The 18782-nt window shown below is 60.1% G+C and carries 19 protein-coding genes; 11 read left to right on the plus strand and 8 right to left on the minus strand.

Annotated elements, in window-relative coordinates; genetic code table 11:
- The first annotated feature begins 14 nt into the window (after positions 1-14).
- The 3 genes from ggt to AC1UK9_RS11345 all read left to right on the plus strand — a co-directional run bounded on the left by ggt (position 15) and on the right by AC1UK9_RS11345 (position 3751).
- Positions 15-1742, plus strand: a complete 1728-nt coding sequence (ggt, locus tag AC1UK9_RS11335; protein ID WP_482580084.1) for a gamma-glutamyltransferase — start codon at positions 15-17, stop codon at positions 1740-1742.
- A 69-nt stretch (positions 1743-1811) separates the two neighbouring features.
- A complete protein-coding gene (locus AC1UK9_RS11340; protein ID WP_482580085.1) occupies positions 1812-2345 on the plus strand; it encodes a cysteine hydrolase family protein in 534 nt (177 codons plus the stop codon).
- 386 nt (positions 2346-2731) lie between these two features.
- A complete protein-coding gene (locus AC1UK9_RS11345) occupies positions 2732-3751 on the plus strand; it encodes a lysozyme inhibitor LprI family protein (protein WP_482580087.1) in 1020 nt (339 codons plus the stop codon).
- A 61-nt stretch (positions 3752-3812) separates the two neighbouring features.
- On the opposite strand, the gene AC1UK9_RS11350 is transcribed toward AC1UK9_RS11345, so the two are convergent.
- Positions 3813-4454: a TetR/AcrR family transcriptional regulator gene (locus AC1UK9_RS11350; RefSeq protein WP_025109044.1), complete on the minus strand. Its 642-nt coding sequence runs from the start codon at positions 4452-4454 to the stop codon at positions 3813-3815.
- Positions 4455-4595: 141 nt separating this feature from the next.
- On the opposite strand from AC1UK9_RS11350, the gene AC1UK9_RS11355 reads away from it, so the two are divergent.
- Positions 4596-5054 (plus strand): GNAT family N-acetyltransferase, encoded by a 459-nt coding sequence (locus tag AC1UK9_RS11355; protein WP_482580088.1) that lies wholly within the window; start codon positions 4596-4598, stop codon positions 5052-5054.
- 126 nt (positions 5055-5180) lie between these two features.
- The gene (locus AC1UK9_RS11360) at positions 5181-5816 is read left to right on the plus strand and encodes a hypothetical protein (protein WP_025109046.1); all 636 of its coding nucleotides are present in this window, start codon (positions 5181-5183) and stop codon (positions 5814-5816) included.
- Between the two features lie 41 nt (positions 5817-5857).
- Here the strand turns inward: AC1UK9_RS11360 and AC1UK9_RS11365 are convergent, their stop codons facing one another.
- Both AC1UK9_RS11365 and AC1UK9_RS11370 read right to left on the minus strand, forming a co-directional pair.
- A complete protein-coding gene (locus AC1UK9_RS11365; RefSeq protein WP_025109047.1) occupies positions 5858-6403 on the minus strand; it encodes a hypothetical protein in 546 nt (181 codons plus the stop codon).
- Between the two features lie 85 nt (positions 6404-6488).
- Complete coding sequence (locus tag AC1UK9_RS11370; RefSeq protein WP_482580091.1) at positions 6489-6779, minus strand: DUF7693 family protein; 291 nt, start codon at positions 6777-6779, stop codon at positions 6489-6491.
- Between the two features lie 158 nt (positions 6780-6937).
- Here AC1UK9_RS11370 and AC1UK9_RS11375 point away from each other — a divergent pair, with 158 nt between their 5' ends.
- The gene (locus AC1UK9_RS11375; protein WP_473015261.1) at positions 6938-8383 is read left to right on the plus strand and encodes a SulP family inorganic anion transporter; all 1446 of its coding nucleotides are present in this window, start codon (positions 6938-6940) and stop codon (positions 8381-8383) included.
- A gap of 428 nt (positions 8384-8811) precedes the next feature.
- Here the strand turns inward: AC1UK9_RS11375 and AC1UK9_RS11380 are convergent, their stop codons facing one another.
- A complete protein-coding gene (locus AC1UK9_RS11380; RefSeq protein WP_025109050.1) occupies positions 8812-9705 on the minus strand; it encodes a DMT family transporter in 894 nt (297 codons plus the stop codon).
- An 88-nt stretch (positions 9706-9793) separates the two neighbouring features.
- Here AC1UK9_RS11380 and AC1UK9_RS11385 point away from each other — a divergent pair, with 88 nt between their 5' ends.
- Both AC1UK9_RS11385 and AC1UK9_RS11390 read left to right on the plus strand, forming a co-directional pair.
- Positions 9794-11125, plus strand: coding sequence for an aminotransferase-like domain-containing protein (locus AC1UK9_RS11385; RefSeq protein ID WP_482580092.1), 1332 nt, complete (start codon positions 9794-9796; stop codon positions 11123-11125).
- Positions 11126-11189: 64 nt separating this feature from the next.
- Entirely contained in the window at positions 11190-11576 is a 387-nt protein-coding gene (locus AC1UK9_RS11390; protein ID WP_025109052.1) for a c-type cytochrome, read from the plus strand.
- Here AC1UK9_RS11390 and AC1UK9_RS11395 read toward each other — a convergent pair.
- The gene (locus AC1UK9_RS11395; protein WP_482580093.1) at positions 11573-12457 is read right to left on the minus strand and encodes a LysR substrate-binding domain-containing protein; all 885 of its coding nucleotides are present in this window, start codon (positions 12455-12457) and stop codon (positions 11573-11575) included. The two genes, AC1UK9_RS11390 and AC1UK9_RS11395, sit on opposite strands and share 4 nt — an antisense overlap.
- Before the next feature lie 160 nt (positions 12458-12617).
- Here AC1UK9_RS11395 and AC1UK9_RS11400 point away from each other — a divergent pair, with 160 nt between their 5' ends.
- Positions 12618-13919: an NAD(P)/FAD-dependent oxidoreductase gene (locus AC1UK9_RS11400; protein ID WP_473015266.1), complete on the plus strand. Its 1302-nt coding sequence runs from the start codon at positions 12618-12620 to the stop codon at positions 13917-13919.
- 51 nt (positions 13920-13970) lie between these two features.
- Positions 13971-15056 (plus strand): polyamine ABC transporter substrate-binding protein, encoded by a 1086-nt coding sequence (locus AC1UK9_RS11405; RefSeq protein WP_482580095.1) that lies wholly within the window; start codon positions 13971-13973, stop codon positions 15054-15056.
- 185 nt (positions 15057-15241) lie between these two features.
- Here the strand turns inward: AC1UK9_RS11405 and AC1UK9_RS11410 are convergent, their stop codons facing one another.
- The 3 genes from AC1UK9_RS11410 to AC1UK9_RS11420 all read right to left on the minus strand — a co-directional run bounded on the left by AC1UK9_RS11410 (position 15242) and on the right by AC1UK9_RS11420 (position 18166).
- Positions 15242-16885 (minus strand): sensor domain-containing diguanylate cyclase, encoded by a 1644-nt coding sequence (locus AC1UK9_RS11410; protein WP_482580097.1) that lies wholly within the window; start codon positions 16883-16885, stop codon positions 15242-15244.
- A 221-nt stretch (positions 16886-17106) separates the two neighbouring features.
- Positions 17107-17469 (minus strand): hypothetical protein, encoded by a 363-nt coding sequence (locus tag AC1UK9_RS11415; RefSeq protein ID WP_482580099.1) that lies wholly within the window; start codon positions 17467-17469, stop codon positions 17107-17109.
- 124 nt (positions 17470-17593) lie between these two features.
- Positions 17594-18166, minus strand: coding sequence for a chorismate mutase (locus tag AC1UK9_RS11420; RefSeq protein ID WP_482580100.1), 573 nt, complete (start codon positions 18164-18166; stop codon positions 17594-17596).
- 165 nt (positions 18167-18331) lie between these two features.
- Between AC1UK9_RS11420 and AC1UK9_RS11425 the strand changes: the two genes are divergently transcribed.
- Positions 18332-18748, plus strand: coding sequence for a hypothetical protein (locus AC1UK9_RS11425; RefSeq protein ID WP_482580101.1), 417 nt, complete (start codon positions 18332-18334; stop codon positions 18746-18748).
- Positions 18749-18782: the final 34 nt, after the last annotated feature.

The following is an 18782-nucleotide window of genomic DNA, read 5'->3' on the forward strand; positions in this document are numbered from 1 at the left end:
AAAGAGATCGACTCATGAAGTACGAACCTTTGGCCAAAACGCTGATTGCGACGTCACTGGCACTGAGCTGCCTCATGGCCCACGCTGCGTCGGTGGCACCGGTTGCCGCCGAGAACGGCATGGTGGTCACCGCCCAACACCTGGCCTCCTACGTCGGCGTCGATGTGTTGAAAAACGGTGGCAACGCCGTCGATGCCGCGGTTGCCGTTGGCTATGCGCTGGCGGTGGTCTATCCCGCAGCTGGCAATCTCGGCGGTGGCGGTTTCATGACCATTCAGCTGGCGGACGGGCGCAAGACATTCCTCGACTTCCGCGAAAAAGCCCCGCTGGCGGCGACCGCCAACATGTACCTGGACAAGGACGGCAACGTCGTCCCGGACCTGAGCACCCGTGGCCATCTCGCCGTGGCAGTGCCAGGCACCGTGTCAGGCATGGAGCTGGCGCTGAGCAAGTACGGCACCAAGCCGCGCAAGGACATGATCGCCCCGGCGATCAAACTGGCTGAAGACGGTTTCGAACTGGAGCAGGGCGACGTCGATCTGCTGGACTACGCCACCGATGTGTTCAAGAAGGACATGCGCGATTCCGGGTCGATCTTCCTGCACAACGGCGAACCGATGCAGGTCGGGCAGAAACTGGTGCAGAAGGATCTGGCGAAAACCCTGCGCACCATTTCTGAAAAAGGCGCCGATGGTTTCTATAAAGGCTGGGTAGCCGACGCCATTGTCACCTCCAGTCAGGCCAACAAGGGCATCATCACCCAGGCCGATCTCGACAAATACAAGACCCGCGAACTGGCCCCGGTGGAGTGCGATTACCGTGGCTACCACGTGGTCTCGGCGCCACCGCCAAGCTCCGGCGGGGTGGTGATCTGCGAGATCATGAACATCCTCGAAGGCTATCCGATGAAGGACCTGGGCTTCCATTCGGCCCAGGGCATGCATTACCAGATCGAGGCGATGCGCCACGCCTATGTGGACCGCAACAGCTATCTGGGCGACCCGGATTTCGTCAAGAACCCGATTGAGCACCTGCTGGACAAGAACTACGCAACCAAACTGCGCAACGCGATCCAGCCGCAGAAGGCCGGAATCTCCGCCGAGCTGAAACCCGGCGTCGCGCCGCATGAAGGCAACAACACCACGCACTATTCGATCGTCGACAAGTGGGGCAATGCGGTGTCGGTGACCTACACCCTCAACGACTGGTTCGGCGCCGGCGTGATGGCGAGCAAGACCGGGGTGATCCTCAACGACGAAATGGACGATTTCACCTCCAAGGTCGGCGTGCCGAACATGTATGGTCTGGTCCAGGGTGAAGCCAACGCCATCGCGCCGGGTAAAACCCCGCTGTCGTCGATGAGCCCGACCATCGTCACCAAGGACGGCAAAGTGGTCATGGTGGTCGGCACGCCGGGTGGCAGCCGGATCATCACCGCCACCTTGCTGACCATGCTCAACGTCATCGACTACGGCATGGGCCTGCAGGAAGCGGTCGACGCACCACGTTTCCACCAGCAATGGATGCCGGAGCAAACCAACCTCGAAGACTTCGCCGCCAGCCCCGACACGAAGAAGATCCTCGAGAGCTGGGGCCACAAGTTTGCGGGGCCGCAGGACGCCAACCATATCGCTGCGATCCTGGTCGGTGCGCCGTCGCTGGACGGTAAGCCGGTGGGCAAAAACCGTTTCTACGGCGCCAACGATCCACGGCGCAATACCGGGTTGTCACTGGGTTACTGACAGGCGTAAAAGAGGGGGGGCGGACTCTGGTCCGCCCCCGTCTCAAGGATCGATCAAGGAAGGCCCATCATGTCTAGCGCATTGCTGATCATCGACGTCCAGCAGGTCCTCTGCTCCGGCCAGTACCAGTGCTTCGACATCCACCGCGTCATCGCCACCATCAACCAGCTCAGCACGCGCGCGCGTGAGGCCAGTGTGCCGGTGGTGCTGATTCAGCATGAAGAAAAGGACAGCCCGCTGGCCAACGACGCCGAAGGCTGGCAACTGGCCGAAGGCTTGCTGACTGACACGCAGGACCTGCGTGTATGCAAAACCACCCCGGATTCGTTCTACCAGACCGACCTGGGCAAACTGCTGCCCGGCGAAGACTTCGAACGCCTGATCATTTGCGGCCTGCAAACCGATTACTGCGTCAACGCCACCGTGCGTCAGGCCCATCAACTGGGGTATGACGTGGTGCTCGTCGCGGACGCCCACTCCACCCTCGACAACGGCAACATGAGCGCCGAAGACATCATCGCCGAACACAACAAAGACCTGGCGCACCTGACGGGTGCTACCGGCCGTATCGACGTCAAACCCGCAGCCGATATCGTTTTCTAGAGCCCGCGAATACCCCTGTAATAGCGAGCCTGCTCCGGGCGGCGTTCCGACGAAAGCGGTGTGCCAGTGACGCATGTGTTGGCGGACACGACGTCTTCGCGAGCAAGCCCGCTCCCACTGGGGATTGTGGGTGGATGAAGGATTTGCGGCTGACCGAGATCAAAAGTGGGAGTGGGCTTGCTCACGAATGCGCCGGCACAGCCAGCATCAATGTCGACTGACCTGACGCCTTCGCGAGCAAGCCCGCTCCCACAATAATGTGTGGTGTTCGCAGGTTTCCCTGTCCGGCATAAGTCCCCTGTGGGAGCGAGCCTGCTCGCGAAGGTGGCAGCACTGACAACACATCGCAGGCATAATGCCGCCGCCCCGAAGAATGGAATCTGTCGATGTTGTCTTTGAAACCCCGCCATGCTTTTCTGCTGGCGTCCCTGATGTTCATTCCCGCTGTACACGCCAGCAGTTTCGATTGCGCTAGCGCCACCAGTCCGGCTGAAAAAACCATTTGCTCTGATCCCTATATCTCGAATCTTGATGAGAAACTGGGCTCGCTGTGGCGTGCTGCGTTGCCGAACGTTGTGGATGCGAAAGCCTTGAAGGTCGATCAACGAGGCTGGCTGAAGCAACGCAATGAATGTGCTGCGGATGTTGCTTGTTTGCGCCGGCAATACCTGATGCGCCTCAAGGCCCTGGAGTTCATGACAAAACCCTTCAATTGGGATGCGACATGGCAGCTCATTCCATGGGGCGTCTCAGCGGCGGTTGTGGTGAATACCAAGCGTATCGATGCCACTCATATCGCCTTTGATATTTCAGGCGTGGCCGGCGCCAACTCCGGCGACATGGATGGCGTCGCCACCATTGAGGGCAGCGAAGCGCACTATGCCCAAGACGACTGTTCGTTGAAGTTCAGCGCATTCAACGGACTGTTGGACATTGCACAAGATGGTGCAGACCCTACTTGCGGTGGTGGTATGGTGGTCTATTACGGCGGGCGCTACGTGGCGTCGGAACAGTCACTGTCGATTGATTACGACCTGCTCAGTCTGGGGGTGGCGCGGACTGAGCAGGAAAACGAGCTGTTGCACACGCTGCTCAAAGGCGATTATCAGACGTTGTTGCAAAACAGCGGCTCGATGGTGACGGGGGAGGCTTCCAGCGATGTGCCGGATGCTCAGGTCGATGAGTTCTGGTTACGTGGGCTGGCCAATACCAATGCAGGCATCCTGATGCGAGCGCCGGACGCTCGGATATGGCTCGTGTTATTGGTGTTCGATGAGCAGCGTCAATTGCGTGCCCGCTATTACACCAACGTACCGCAATGGAAAAAACGTGTGCCCGAAGCACTGCTTGCCTGGCATAAGCGAATAGCAAACGGTGAGACTTTGCCGCTGGATTTCATGCCCTGATTCTCTGCCGCGAGGGACTGAGCGACACATCGACGGGGCTGCCCTGCAGGCCCCGCTTGGCTCAAGTCGCAAACATCCACCCTCGCGCACTCGCCACCGGCTCCGACACCACCCCCTCCAGCACCATCCGCGTGATCGTATCCGCTGCCGTTTGGTAGTCCTCATCCTGTGGCACCGGGCGCCCGGTGATGCAGCCCATTTGCCAGCCGATGTTGGTGTAGGTGCGGGTTGCCGACCAGATGAACAGCATCAGATGCTCCGGGTCCACCGGTGCCAGCAAGCCGCGCTCGATCCAGCTGCGCAGGCAGTCGACGTTGCGTCGGGCTTCGGCGTGCAGCAGGTCACGGCATTCGTCCGGCAACTGTCGACCGCCGAGCAGCAGTTCACCACTGAACACTTTGGCAATCGCCGGATGCTCGCGGGCGATGCGGATGCGTGCGGCGACATAGGCGCGCAGGCCAATCAGCGGATCGTCGCTTTCGCGCAGCGCTGCCGAGGCTTCCAGCAGCGGTTCGACGAACCCCAGCAGGACTTTGCAATACAGGTTTTCCTTGGTCTGGAAGTAGTAATACAGGTTGGCCTTGGGCACGCCGGCGCGGGCGGCGATGTCGCGTGTCTGGGTCGCGTCGAAGCCGTTGGCGGCAAACTCCTCGCTGGCGGCGGTGAGGATCAGTTGCTCGTTGCGTACGCGGATGGCGCTCATGGGAATACGATGTGAGTGGATGGCATGGGCAGGTTCTAGCGAATTCGGTTTCGCAATATACAAAACTATATAGCGGTGAGGCCAGCTAACTCGTCGGACAGCGCTATGCTGGTTCGATCATTGGAATAACGGGGAGGGGATATGACTATTCAGGTAATGCGCGCGACCACGGCTCAGTTGGAGGCGGTGGCAGAGCTGTTCGACGCTTATCGCGGTTTCTATCAGCAGCCGTCGAATCTGGCGCAATCGCGAGCGTTCATTGCCGAGCGCATGGCCGGCGATGAGTCGGCGATTTTTCTTGCGCAGGATGAACAGGGCGGAGCGCTGGGCTTTGTACAGTTGTATCCGACGTTTTCCTCGATCGATGCCCACCGCACCTGGCTGCTCAGCGACCTGTTCACCGCGCCTGCCGCCCGTGGTAGCGGGGTCGGACGATTGCTGATGAACACGGCCCGCGACTTTGCGCTGCAGACCGGCGCCAAAGGGCTGGTGCTGGAAACCGCTACCGACAACTTCACTGCGCAGGGGTTGTACGAGTCACTGGGTTATGTGCGTGATAGCGGTTATTACACCTATATGCTCGATCTGCGGCAGGACTGACTGACTTTTTGTGTAAATTTCCCGATTCAGTCTTTCCTCAAGCGACTGCTCTCTCTAGAATCCGCCCGGCCTCCGCAATGGAGGCTCTTTGATATCACTTGGCTCGGTTCAGATAGGGAAGACAATATGCAATTCGGGAAAATCCTGGCGCTGGGCCTGGTGTTTACGCTGGGTGGTTGTGCCAGTTTCACCAAAGACGAAGTGGCGCCGGTCAAACTGCCATCGATGGCCAGCTACGCCAACAAGCCCAATGTCTATGTGGATTTCGACTTCTATCAGGGCGAGCCGAAAAGCGCTTCGGCTGTAGAGGTGCCGCAGGCACGTGACCAGCTCAAACCAGAGCTGCAAAAGATTCTGAGCGATTCCGGCCTGTTTGGCCGTGTCACGCTGGACGAGTTCCAGAAGCAACCGGGCGATTACAGCCTGCGCCTGAAAATGTACAACCATCCGCCGAATGCCGGTTCGATGGTGCTGGGCTTCATCAGTGGTTTCAGTCTGGGGGTGATCCCGGCATACGGCACTGATCAATACACCATGAGCCTCGAAGCCGTGGACGGAACGGGTCAGGCCCTGACCACCGCGAGCAACCACGATGCGGTGGGTACCTGGATCGGCATCTGGTTCATTCCGCTGATGGGCAATACCCCGAAGGCGGCGGTCAATGACACGTTCGCCCGTCAGGTCAATGCGCTGCTCAAGCAAATGATCGACAACAACCACCTGAAATACTCGGCGCTCGAGACGCGTATTCCACGGGCGTGATGCGAAAAAAAGAGCCGCAATCGCGGCTCTTTTTTTTGCCCTTATTTCAGGGCCTGAATGAACTGAGGATCGCTGTACAGTTCCTTCAGCAGATCGCGCAGCATCGGGTTGTAGGCATTCACCGCATTCGGAATCGCAATGAAACCGAAGAAGCTGCTGCTCCACTGGCTGCTGACATTCTTGGTCGCGTCGTAGACCACGTGCTGACCGTCAAGCAGCGTAAAGCGTGCAGCGAGTTCGCCATCGCCTGTGCCCATGCCGGCCGACAAGTTGTTCTTCACCACCAGCACTTTCAGCTGACGCTGGGCTTGCGGATCAAGCAGGCCGGCCTTGCGCAGCTCTTCGGTGATGGCGTCCTGAATGTGCGCCGGGATGCTGCCGGACGGCGAGCGCACCGGGTTGGCCCGCACCGTCAGCGAACCTTCGCCGGACTCGGCACTCACTTGCGGATTGCTGATCGCATGCAGGGGAGGGGTCTGCTTGAGCTTCTGAACGTTTTCGTAGCTTGGCTCATAGCGAGTCATGGTCATGCCACAACCTTGCAGCAGCACGGCCAGCATCGGGATCAACAACAGAGACTTTTTCACGGCGTTTCCTTGCGTGCGGAATAAAGGGGGGGCGAATTATGGGCAGAGTGCCATCATTGGGCAACCGTCTTCGCCCATGAAGCGCTCAGTGCTTCAATAGACTCTCGATCTGTGCCAGCTCCCAGGTGCTGAGCAGATTCACCGGGTCAGTGCCGTACCGGCTGTCGAACCACCATTCGCGGCCGTCCGGACAACGGCAATGGTCACAGTGATGCAAGCGCCCACCCTCAACATCCAGCAACAGACGCCAGCCCTCGATATCGACCGCAGCCAGTCCGCCGTCGACGGGTGTCATGCATCTTTCGAACTTCAGTACACCCAGCGCTGCCTCGCGCAGGCGCTGGCAAACGTCGCGGGCACTCAGCAATGCAGTCATGGTCGTACTCGATGGTGGCAGAAGCGCGTCAGCATAAATCGCGAGTCGACGGGTGTCAGCGATCGCTGGCCCGATTCCGAACTATTCCGTAACATCCGCACCCCGCTTTTTTACGAACATCCGCGGCCACGCTCGTCGGCCGCTCAGTCAGGTAAGCCATGAAACCGATACGTCTGCGCGCCGATGTCCTGGCCGGACTCACCACCTCGTTTGCCTTGTTGCCCGAATGCATTGCATTTGCGCTGGTGGCCCACCTCAATCCGCTGATGGGCCTGTACGGCGCCTTTATCATTTGCACGTTGACCGCGTTGTTCGGCGGCCGGCCGGGGATGGTTTCCGGGGCCGCGGGTTCGATGGCGGTGGTGATCGTTGCGCTGGTGGTGCAGCACGGGGTGCAATACCTGTTGGCGACGGTGCTGCTCGGCGGCTTGATCATGATGGCCTTCGGCTTGCTGCGCCTTGGCAAACTGGTGCGCATGGTGCCGCACCCGGTGATGCTCGGGTTCGTCAACGGCCTGGCGATCATCATCGCGCTGGCACAACTGGAGCACTTCAAGAGCGGCGAACACTGGCTCAGCGGCACACCGCTGTACCTGATGACCGGGCTGGTGCTGCTGACCATGGCCATCGTCTACCTCTTGCCACGCCTGACCCGCGCGGTGCCGCCGGCACTGGTGGCGATCCTTGGTGTGGGGCTGCTGGTTTACCTGTTCGGTTTACCGACCCGAACCCTTGGCGACATGGCGCATATCGCCGGCGGCCTGCCGAGCTTCGCGCTGCCGGACATCCCGTGGAACCTGGCGACTCTACAGATCATCGCTCCGTACGCGATTCTGATGGCGCTGGTCGGCCTGCTGGAAACCCTGCTGACCCTCAACCTCACCGACGAAATCACCGAAACCCGTGGCTACCCGGATCGCGAGTGCGTGGCGCTGGGTGCGGCGAACATGGTCTCTGGCGCGTTCGGTGGCATGGGCGGTTGCGCGATGATCGGCCAGACTGTGATCAACCTCAGCTCCGGCGGACGCGGGCGCTTGTCCGGGGTAGTGGCGGGGGGGCTGATTCTGTTGTTCATCCTGTTTCTGTCACCGCTGATCGAGCGTATTCCGCTGGCGGCGCTGGTGGGCGTGATGTTTGTGGTGTCGCAGCAGACCTTCGCCTGGGCCTCGTTGCGGGTGCTGAACAAAGTGCCGCTCAACGATGTGCTGGTGATCATCGCGGTGACCACCATCACCGTGTTCACCGACCTGGCTACTGCCGTGCTGTGCGGGATCATCATCGCTGCGCTGAATTTTGCCTGGCAGCAGGCCCGTGAGTTGTACGCCGACGCGCACCTCGAAGCTGACGGTAGCAAACTCTACCGCCTGCACGGCACGTTGTTTTTTGCCTCGACCACGCCGTTCCTCAACCAGTTCGACCCGGCCAATGACCCAGCCAAAGTCACGCTGGATTGCCGGCATCTGAGCTTTGTCGATTACTCGGCAATTGCCGCGCTGAAAACCTTGCGCGAGCGTTACGCCAAGGCTGGCAAGGAGTTGCAGGTGTTTCACCTGTCCGAGCGCTGCAAGAAACTGTTGAAACGCGCCGGAGTGGAACACCACTGATCAATTGTGGGAGCGAGCCTGCTCGCGAAAGCGTCAGGTCAGGCGAACATCAATGCCGGATACGCCGGCCCCTGTGGGAGCGAGCCTGCTCGCGAAAGCGTCAGGTCAGTCGACATTAATGCCGGATGTACCGCCCCCTTCGTGAGCAAGCCCACTCCCACCCTCGATCTTGGCCAGCCCCCGAATCCTTCATCCACCACCAATCCAGTGTGGGAGCGGGCTTGCTCGCGAAGGCGTCAGGTCAATCAAAATCGATGCCGGATATGCCGGCCCCTGTGGGAGCGAGCCTGCTCGCGAAAGCGTCAGGTCAGTCGACATCAATGCCGGATGTACCGCCCCCTTCGTGAGCAAGCCCACTCCCACCCTCGATCTTGGCCAGCCCCCAAATCCTTCATCCACCACCAATCCCAGTGGGATCCCAAAGAGGACTACCGGGCGAATTTCTTGGCCCCGGCCACGCAGAGGATGACGCCTACCGTCACCGCCAGCATGCCGATGCTGACGTGCTCATGCAGTAACGTCGCTGCCAAGGCCAGGCCAAAAAACGGTTGCAGCAACTGTAACTGTCCGACGGCCGCGATCCCGCCTTGGGCCAGTCCGCGATACCAGAACACAAAGGCAATCAGCATGCTGAACAGCGAAACGTAGCCCAGGCAGACCCATGCCGACACGCTGATGCCGCTGAACGACGGCGGCGCCAGCCACAGGCTCGCGACGGCCATCAATGGCAGCGACAAGACCAGCGCCCAACAGATCACCTGCCAGCCACCCAGCGTGCGCGACAGCTTTGCGCCTTCGGCATAACCGAGGCCACAGACCAGAATCGAGGCTAGCATCAGCAGGTCACCGGTGGGCGAGGCGGACAGCCCTTGCGACAAGGCAAATCCAACCACCAGCGCACTGCCGAGGATCGAGAAGATCCAGAACACCAGGCGCGGACGCTCGCCACCGCGCAACACACCAAACAACGCAGTCGCCAGCGGCAGCAAGCCAACGAACACAATCGAATGTGCCGACGTCACGTGTTGCAGGGCCAGCGCCGTCAGTAGCGGGAAGCCGAGCACGACGCCCAATGCCACGATGACCAATGACAACCACTGATCCCTTGCCGGTCGCCGCTCACGGAACAACCACAACAACGCCACGGCCAGCACGCCGGCAATGGCCGCACGCGCGACGGTGAGAAACACCGGGTCAAACTCCAGCACTGCCAGGCGCGTGGCCGGCAGCGAGCCGCTGAAGAACACCACGCCAATAAAGCCGTTGATCCATCCGCTGGTTTTTTCCAGTGCAGGGTTGCTCAGGTTCGAAGTCCGTTCCATACGATTCACGCTCATTGTGGGTTGCTTTGAGAGAATCCTATGATCGAGAATCAGGACAATCAAAAAATTGTCATGGATACATCCCGACATGTCGCGTTCCCGTTACAAGACCCTCGTTGACACTTACGCCGCCGACATTCGCACCGGTCGACTGGCCCCCGGCACGCGACTGCCGACGCACCGGCAACTGGCCACGCAGGAAGGGCTGGCGCTGGTCACGGCCTCGCGGGTGTATGCCGAACTCGAAGCCATGGGGCTGGTCAGCGGCGAAACCGGGCGCGGTACTTTTGTGCGTGAAACTTCGTTGTCACCGGGGCAGGGCATCGATCAGAAAGATGTCGCGGCCGGCATGATCGACCTCAATTTCAACTACCCGTCGTTGCCCGGTCAGACGCAGTTGTTGCGCAGCGCCTTGCGTCAGTTGGCGTTGTCCGGTGACCTGGAAGCCTTGTTGCGCTATCAGCCGCATGCCGGTCGTGCTCATGAGCGGGCCTCGGTTGCCCGGCATTTGCGCAGTCGCGGGGTGACGGTGGATGCCGAGCAAGTGCTGATCGTCAACGGTGCCCAGCAGGGGCTGGCGGTGACGCTGATGGCGTTGCTCAAGCCCGGCGACGTGATTGCCGCCGATGCGTTGACTTATTCCGGGTTCAAAGTGCTGGCCGAAGCGTTGCATCTGGAAGTGGTGGCGATCCCGGTCAACGAGCACGGGCCGGATCTGCCAGCGCTGGAAAAACTCTGTCGCAGTCGTTCGGTACGTGCCGTGTACAGCATGCCGACCCTGCACAATCCGCTGGGCTGGGTGATGCCGCTTGCGCAGCGCGAGGAACTGGTAGCCATCGCGCGGCGGCATGATCTGACCCTCATCGAAGACGCGGCCTACGCCTTTCTGGTGGAAAACCCTCCGCGGCCCTTGGTTGATCTTGCGCCGGAGCGCACGGTTTACGTCTCTGGTCTTTCGAAGAACATCGCCACCGGCCTGCGCGTTGGCTTCATCGCCGCACCTGCAGCCAGCGTGCCGGCATTGGAGCGGATTATCCGCGCAACCACCTGGAACACGCCGGGGCTGATGACCGCGATTGTCTGTGGCTGGCTTGACGATGGCACCGTGATCGAGCTGGAAGCGCAAAAGCGCAGCGACGCTCAGGCCCGCCAGGCACTGGCCGCCCGGTTGCTCAAAGGCTTGCCGTGCGTTGCCCATCCGAATTCGTACTTCCTGTGGCTGCCATTACCGGAAGACGTGCGCGCTGATCAGATCGTGGTGGAGTTGATGCACGAGCAGATTTCGGTGACCACGGCCGAGCCGTTTGCGGTATCGGCGCATGTGCCGCATGCGATTCGGCTGGCGCTGGGGTCGGTGGAAATGGATGTGTTGGAGCAGGCGTTGATCACTGTCAGGAGGATCATCGCTGCTTACCTGTAAAACGAGACCCTGAGTACAAATGCTACCCTTGCGCAGCCAGATTCAAGCCGTTCCGGAACCTTAGATGAAAAACACCGTTGCACTCTTGCTAGCCTTGACCGCCACCGCGGTTCTGTTCAGCTCGACCACCCGCGCCGCAGGCGACCCAGGCGCTGGCGAAAAAATCTTCCCGCGTCTGTGTGGCGGCTGCCATCAGGTGGGGCCGGACGCCCGTCCGGGGTTCGGCCCGCAGCTCAACGGCATCATCGGTCGAGCGGCCGGAACCTCGGCCAATTACGTGTATTCCGACGCCATGAAAAACTCTGGCGTGACCTGGGATCGCGACACGCTGACTGCGTATCTGAAAGACCCCAAAGGCGTGGTGCCGGGCACGCGGATGATTTTCTGGGGCCTGAGTGATCAGGAGAAGATTGATAACCTGCTGGCGTATCTGCAGCAATTCTCCGATTAAAGATTGTGCTCGGCCTGCCTGGCAAACCACTGCATGACCACCTCGCACGCCGGATTTGAAGCCGCTGCCGGCTGCAGGCACAACGCGTAAATTCCGCCGGTCTTCAACGGCTGCCCAAACGGCACCACCAACACTCCACGCTCGATGGACTCCGCCGCGAGCGTCATGTCCGTCACCGCCACGCCCAGACCTCGCGCCGCCGCATCCAGCGCCAACTCATCGAGGTTGAACGGGATGTGCCGGTAGCGCTCCAGCGGCTGGCCGTCATTGGCTGCCAGCCATTCGATCCAGGCCTGCCGATCGGCCGAGCGATGCAGCAAGGCGAAACGCTGTAACTCATCAACTGACCGGGGTGCCCCCGCAAGGCTGGGCGCGCACACCGGCACCAGGGTTTCCTCGAACAGCGTCAGACAATCCGCGCCAGCGGACGGCTGCGACAGATAAAGGATGTAGGCGTCGCTGTCACTGGCCGGTTCGACGACTTCGGTGGCAACGGTTTCAATCGCCAGCGAGACCTCGGGGTGGCTGAGGTAGAAGTCGCTGAGTCTGGGCAGCAGCCAGCGTACCGCCAGTGACACGTGCATACGGATACGGAACGGGCGCTTCTGCGGGACGAGGCGTTCTTCGAGGGTTTTCAGTTGGTCGAGAATGCTGATGGCGCTGGCCAGAACCTGTTCGCCTTCCGGGGTCAGGCGCAGGCTGCGGCTGGTGCGGATGAACAGCGCGACGTTGAAATGGCTTTCCAGTTGCTGAACCTGCCGGCTGACGGCGCTCTGGGTCAGGCACAGTTGCTGTGCAGCCTGAGTGAAGCTGGCGCAGCGGGCGACTTCAACCAGCGTCTGCATGGCTTGCAGCGAGGGCACGTGGCGGATTTTATCCATGCGTTTTCAGAATGGCTCGATGATTTTATAACGTTGGTTGGGCAAGCCAGGACCTTATAGATTTTAGCTCTGGCGGCGACCTTTGCAGTTTTTTCATGCGATTCACGCATGGAGCAGGGCGAAAGGCAAGCCGTGGAACGACAGTCGAATGAGGTCAGTAATGGAAAACGTATGTGGCTGGATCGCGCAGGCCGGCAGTTCGCCACAGCGCGGTCGCCTGAGCGATACGCAACACGCCGACTGGCTGGTGATCGGCGCTGGCATCACCGGTCTCAGCGCCGCGCACAACCTGGCACAAATGCACCCGCAGGCGCGCATCGTAGTGGTGGATCGGCAGCGCGCGGCGCAAGGCGCTTCGGCACGTAACTCGGGATTTGTCGTGGCCCACGAGCATCCCGCCGACAGTGAATTGATCGGCGCACCAGGCTTTGCCGGGTTTGAAATCGACACGGCGATTTCCCGTGCGGCCAGCGACGCCGTACGCCAGTGCATCGCCGACCATGCGATTGACTGCGACTTTCGTGACAACGGGTATTTCTTCGCTGTCAGCGACGCCGCCAAGCTCAGCCATGTCGACGCCAAACTGGCGACCTTGCGCGCCCTGGGTGCCCGCGCTGAATTTCTTCAGGGCGCGGCACTGGCGCAAAAGCTCGGCACACCGCACTACACGGCGGCGATCTGGTGCGGCAACGGCAATGCACTGCTGCAACCTGGCAAATACGTGAAAGGTCTGCTCAATGCGTTGCCGGGCAACGTCACGGTTTACGAACACACCGACATCACCCGCCTGGAGCGCATGAGCCACGGGCGACTGCGAGCCAATGCGGTGAGTGGCAGCGTCGAGGCCAAACGGGTGCTGGTGTGCCTGAATGCCTTCATCCCCCGGGTCGGAATCCATGACAGCAGTACCTTCCCGATGGAACTCAGCGCCAGTCTGACTCGGCCGCTCAGCGATCAGGAGTTTCAGGCCATCGGCGCGGTCGAGCCGTGGGGCGTGCTGTCGACCCGGCCGTTGGGTGCCACGGTGCGGCTGACGCCGGATCGTCGGGTGATGATCCGTAACACTGCCGAATACCGCACGCGGGATCTGTCCGAGAGTGAATTGGCAGTGCGCCGTCAGCACCATGTTCGCGGCCTGCAACGGCGCTTTCCGTTCCTCGGTGAGCAAGACCTGCAATACACCTGGTCCGGTCACTTGAGCGCGACCCGCAGCGGTCAGGCGTTTTTCCAGCGCGTGGAAGAGGGCGTGTTTGCCGTGGCCGGTTGCAATGGTTCAGGGGTGGCGCGCGGCACGCTGTGGGGGCGTTTACTGGCGGAACTGGCATCCGGCGTTGATTCACCGCTGCTGCAATCGGTGATGCAACGGGCCGAACCCGGTTGGCTGCCGCCGCGACCTTTTTTCGACATCGGTGCCATGCTTCGCATGCGCGTGGAGGCAGTCAGGGCCAGAACAGAAATCTGAATATTCGCCTACCGCACAACAACAAAAGCCACTCAACACAGGTGACAGACCATGCGCGTCAATCCACTTTCCCTGGCGATTCTGCTCGCGGCCAGCACGGCCGCTTGTGCCGACGAAACCGTCAACATTTCCAACTGGAACAGCTACATCGCCCCGGACACCCTGGCCAATTTCACCCAGGCCACAGGGATCAAGACTACCTACGACATTCACGACAGCAACGAAGTGCTGGAATCGAAATTGATGACCGGCAACACCGGTTATGACGTGGTCAGTCCGTCGAACCACTTTCTCTCGCGGTTGATCAAGGCCGGAGCGATTCAGAAGCTCGACAGGGCGCAACTGCCGAACTGGAAAAACCTCGACCCGGTGCTGCTGCAAAAGCTGCAAGTCAACGATCCCGGCAACCAGTACGGCTACCCCTACATGTGGGGCACGGCCGGGATCGGTTACAACGTCGAGAAGATCAAGGCGATCTTCGGCAGCACCGATGTCACCCAGTCATGGGACTTTTTCTTCAACGAAGAAAACATCAAGAAGCTCAGCCAGTGCGGCGTGGCGTTCATCGACAACCCGACACAGGTGCTGCCGATCACGCTGAACTACCTGCACTTGCCAGCGCACAGTCATGAGCCGGCGGATTACAAACAGGCCGAACAGGCCTTGCTGAAAATTCGCCCGTACATTCAGTACTTCCACGCCTCGAAGTACATCAGTGACCTGGCCAACGGCAACGTCTGCGCGGTGATCGGCTTCAACGGCGACATCGTTCAGGCTGCCGCCAGTGCCAAGGAAGCGAAGAACGGCATCGACATCGCGTACTCGATTCCGAAAGAAGGCACGACCTTGTGGTTCGACATGGTAGTCATGCCCAAAAGCGCGCCGCATGAAAAGAACGGTTACGCCTACATGAACTACCTGCTCGACCCCAAAGTGGTGGCCAATATCAGCAACAGCATTCACTACGCCAACCCGAATGCGGCGGCCGAGCCGTTCCTCGATGCGGACGTGAAGCAGGATCCGGCTATCTACCCGCCCAAGGACGTGATGCAACGGTTGTTTACCGTGGAAGAGTTGCCGGCAGCGATTGCGCGGTTGTCGACGCGCTTGTGGACCAAGTTGAAAACCAATACCTGAGTGCACGCACTCGATCCGCGCTGTGCAGGGATGCACGGCCCGTACCCTCAAGGCTTCATTCTCGTCTGTGCGCTGACATGGCAATCGGGATGGCGTCCGCGTGTTCAATGACGCCAACCCCATCGCCTATTCACCCGAGCAATACGCCATCGATCCCGAGGCATTGTGCAAGGCATTCAGGCTGATCAAGCCACCTGATTGCGTCCAGCCGCTTTCGCCTGATATAGCTGCTGGTCGACGCGTTTGATCAGCATGGCGTGGCTGTTGTCCGCCGGATCGGCCAGGCCGACGCCGATGCTCACGGTAACCTGTCCGATGTTGGGGAAGTGCGACTGGGCCACGGCGGCGCGGATTTTCTCCGCGACCACGTCCGGCGTATCGGGCTGGGCGATTTCCGGGAGCAGCACGGCGAACTCCTCGCCGCCGTAACGGGCGACGAAATCGGTGGCGCGGACGTTGATCTCAATGATCTGCGCCAACTGCTGCAGCACGTCGTCGCCAATCGCATGGCCGTAGGTATCGTTGATGCGCTTGAAGTGATCGGCGTCGACCAGCAACAGGGCAAACGGTCGCCCGGTACGGCGGAACAGCAGGCTGTATTCACTGAGTTTTTCATCAAGGCGACGCCGGTTGTAGACGCCGGTCAGCGCGTCGTGGGTCGCCAGGTTCAACAGCTCGGCGTTGGCCTGCATGAGCGCGGCGGTGCGCTGGGTGACGATGGCTTCAAGCGAGGCGTTCGCTTCCTGCAGCTCGCGTTCCTTGGCCAGCAGCGACCGGGTCATGGCGTCGATTGACTGACCGAGCTGGGCGATTTCCAGTACCGGGTGCTGTAACGGGAAGTGTGCGCCAGGCTGCTTGTTCTGTACCTGTTTGGCCGAGTGCGCGAGTTGCTCGATCGGGCGGCTCAGGTATTGCGCCAGGTAGTACGCCACCAGGGCGAATCCGACCGCCGCCGCAACGCCCAGCAGCAACAATTTATAGAGCAGCAGACGCGCAGGCTCCAGGGCGGTGTCCAACGGTTGGCGTACGGCGATCGACCAGGACAGCGCGGTACTCGGCGGCGTCGGTACGCTGACCATGCTGGTCAGGTAACCGTTGCCAACCGACCAGCCCGACGACTTCGCATCATTCACCGCCAGTTGCTGGCCCACCAGCGCTTCGGGGTACAGCACCTTGCCGTCGTGATCGATGATCAGCGCCTCGATATCCGGCGATGTGTTTTTATGGGAGAACGCCCCCGACTCGACGATGTGGGTCACCCAGCTCCAATGCGCGTGCGCTCCCAGCACACCAATCAGCTGGCCGTCGGCGTTGCGGATAGGCGCGGCAAAGTCGATGAAACGCAGCGGTTCGCCGTTGGGCATTCCCGGTAGCAATTTGGCCAATAACACGGCTTCGTGCGGATCGCCGGTGTACTCGCCGCGCAGACCGGCCTGAAACCATGGTCGCTGTTGCACCGATTGACCGACCAGCAGATTGTTGACCGCTTGATGCACCTGACCTTGAGCATCGGTCACGCCCATCCACGCATATTCGGCACGGGCCTGGGTGCGCAGTTGCATTGATTTGAGAATCGCCGGGTTGTCCAGATCGCCCCGTTCGAGGTGCGGCGCGCGGCTGAGCAGGTAAACCTCCAACTGGCGTTCGCGCAACTGATCACCGAGCAACGTCGCTGCCGAACGCGCGGTATTCAACAACGCATTGCCGCTGGCCTGTTTCATCTGTTCGGTGGCGATATGACCGACATAGAAACCGACGCTCACCAGCGTCAACAGGGACAAACCGGCAAACCAAAGGGTCAGGTGGCTTCGCAGACTGGCTTTGAGCATGGGCGGGCGAATTCTGTTTTGGAGTTGTCGGCGCATGGTATGCGCAATGAGCGTCGGGCTGCCAGTCAGTCGATTCGGTCACTTGTTGTCGGAGCTTTCGCCAGTGCTCGCTACCGCGTCGTCATTGCTGACGGCCTGTGTTGAAACAAGCCACAACTGCAAAAAATCGAGATGAAAAAAGCCCGGCTGATCAGGCCGGGCTTCCGGGGAGAACCATTGGTTCAGGCGTTGCGACTTTCGATCAGGCGATCCGAGCCACCTTCGGCAACACGGCGTTCCAGCAGACGATCCGAGCCACCTTCGGCAACACGGCGTTCCAGTAGACGATCCGAGCCACCTTCGGCGACACGGCGTTCCAGTAGACGATCCGAGCCACCTTCGGCGACACGACGTTCCAGCAAACGATCGGAGCCACCTTCGGCAACGCGACGTTCCAGCAAGCGATCAGAACCACCTTCAGCCAGACGGCTTTCTATCAACTTGTCCGAGCCGCCTTCAGCGACCAGGGTGTGAGCGGGCGTTGCTGCAAAAGCGTTGACTGCGAGAACCGAGAAAGCGATGCCGAGGATGGTTTGGCGTTTCATGATCGTGTGCTCCGGGGTGTAGTTGGTTTGTCTGGAGCCGATGTTACGCCGCGGATTTTTTATGAGAACTTCATTGGCGTGATGGTGACTATCGACGCCAGCGATGTGTGCCGGAACCCGCGATTCAGAGGCCCGCCGCCCGAATGCACAGCTCCCCGGTGGCGCGGGTCAGGGCCAGATCGTGCAATGCATCGTGGGTCAGACCCTGACGCGCCCTGGCCAGCCAGACCGGACAATCAGGGTCACGACGATAAGGGACGAAGTCGGCGTATTGGCGCAGCAGACGGCTCTGCAATTGGTCCAGTTGCGGGCGAATCTGTTTCGCCAGATCCGGTCGCGGCGTGTCCGGCGCGCGACCTGCCGCCTGCCATTGCGCCAGCAGCCCGTACTGCACCAGTTTGTTCGCTTCCATTTGCGCGGCGATCAACTGGGCGACTTCTTCGGGATCAAGCTTGTATTCGCTCGCCAGCGTCCGGGCATTGGCGATGACCTGTGCTTCGCGCGGGCTGTCCTGAATCGGCTTGCCGCTGTCCCATTTGGTCAGCGCTACGAGGTCGCCGATGTTCAGGCGTTGGTTCAGGGTTTTGAGCAGGGGATGTACCACCTCAGGTGAGGATGAAGCGCCGTTGGCTGAGCAAGTGAAAGCCGCTAATAGGGCGCACGTCAGCAAGTGGAAGCGGGATGGCTGCGCAAGCATTCTGAAAACTCTCTTGGGGAACTACACGATTGGATAACGCGCGATTGTCCACAAGGATACTGAGTTGTCGATCGCGCAGGGCATGGAAAATTGATGAGCAAGATGGTGGCTCTGGGCCACTATTTTCGTGCATGATTCAGCCTTTCACCGACAAGGAACAAGTCTGTGCACAAAATGGCAATTGGCAAACGAAATGAATTCCGGGTGTGGGCTCGCCTGATTGATGCTGGTTTTGATGTGTATCCGTCACTGGTCGACGATAAAGGCATTGACGGCTTGGTCGGTTTCAATGGGAAGTATTTTGAAGTTCAGATTAAAAGCGGTATGAATTGGGTAAATCAGCGCGGTATCGGTACTGCTGCATTGTCGGTTAATCCAGAGCGTGTATTTATAATTTATAATTACACGCTTGAAGATATTCGCTATTTTACTGCGGGCCAGATTCTCGGTGAGCGTGAATGGAGTGAATCAATAACGTGGAAAATTCCACAGATAAAGCTAAATAAAACGCTTCTGGGGAAATACGCGCTGCATAATTGGGATGGCCTGTTCAAGTACCTGAAGGGTGCTCTTTGTACTTGATGTCAAGGTGTTTGGTTGGTTGTGTTCTAGCCTG

This window comes from Pseudomonas sp. AK-TSAG1-1 (assembly GCF_056821665.1).

What these genes read in the sequence shown, in the direction of transcription:
- ggt (WP_482580084.1), top strand. Translation starts at nt 15, where the DNA reads ATGAAGTACGAACCTTTGGCCAAAACGCTGATTGCGACGTCACTGGCA.
- AC1UK9_RS11340 (WP_482580085.1), top strand. Translation starts at nt 1,812, where the DNA reads ATGTCTAGCGCATTGCTGATCATCGACGTCCAGCAGGTCCTCTGCTCC.
- AC1UK9_RS11345 (WP_482580087.1), top strand. Translation starts at nt 2,732, where the DNA reads ATGTTGTCTTTGAAACCCCGCCATGCTTTTCTGCTGGCGTCCCTGATG.
- AC1UK9_RS11350 (WP_025109044.1), bottom strand. Translation starts at nt 4,454, where the DNA reads ATGAGCGCCATCCGCGTACGCAACGAGCAACTGATCCTCACCGCCGCC.
- AC1UK9_RS11355 (WP_482580088.1), top strand. Translation starts at nt 4,596, where the DNA reads ATGACTATTCAGGTAATGCGCGCGACCACGGCTCAGTTGGAGGCGGTG.
- AC1UK9_RS11360 (WP_025109046.1), top strand. Translation starts at nt 5,181, where the DNA reads ATGCAATTCGGGAAAATCCTGGCGCTGGGCCTGGTGTTTACGCTGGGT.
- AC1UK9_RS11370 (WP_482580091.1), bottom strand. Translation starts at nt 6,779, where the DNA reads ATGACTGCATTGCTGAGTGCCCGCGACGTTTGCCAGCGCCTGCGCGAG.
- AC1UK9_RS11375 (WP_473015261.1), top strand. Translation starts at nt 6,938, where the DNA reads ATGAAACCGATACGTCTGCGCGCCGATGTCCTGGCCGGACTCACCACC.
- AC1UK9_RS11380 (WP_025109050.1), bottom strand. Translation starts at nt 9,705, where the DNA reads ATGGAACGGACTTCGAACCTGAGCAACCCTGCACTGGAAAAAACCAGC.
- AC1UK9_RS11385 (WP_482580092.1), top strand. Translation starts at nt 9,794, where the DNA reads ATGTCGCGTTCCCGTTACAAGACCCTCGTTGACACTTACGCCGCCGAC.
- AC1UK9_RS11390 (WP_025109052.1), top strand. Translation starts at nt 11,190, where the DNA reads ATGAAAAACACCGTTGCACTCTTGCTAGCCTTGACCGCCACCGCGGTT.
- AC1UK9_RS11395 (WP_482580093.1), bottom strand. Translation starts at nt 12,457, where the DNA reads ATGGATAAAATCCGCCACGTGCCCTCGCTGCAAGCCATGCAGACGCTG.
- AC1UK9_RS11400 (WP_473015266.1), top strand. Translation starts at nt 12,618, where the DNA reads ATGGAAAACGTATGTGGCTGGATCGCGCAGGCCGGCAGTTCGCCACAG.
- AC1UK9_RS11405 (WP_482580095.1), top strand. Translation starts at nt 13,971, where the DNA reads ATGCGCGTCAATCCACTTTCCCTGGCGATTCTGCTCGCGGCCAGCACG.
- AC1UK9_RS11410 (WP_482580097.1), bottom strand. Translation starts at nt 16,885, where the DNA reads ATGCTCAAAGCCAGTCTGCGAAGCCACCTGACCCTTTGGTTTGCCGGT.
- AC1UK9_RS11415 (WP_482580099.1), bottom strand. Translation starts at nt 17,469, where the DNA reads ATGAAACGCCAAACCATCCTCGGCATCGCTTTCTCGGTTCTCGCAGTC.
- AC1UK9_RS11420 (WP_482580100.1), bottom strand. Translation starts at nt 18,166, where the DNA reads ATGCTTGCGCAGCCATCCCGCTTCCACTTGCTGACGTGCGCCCTATTA.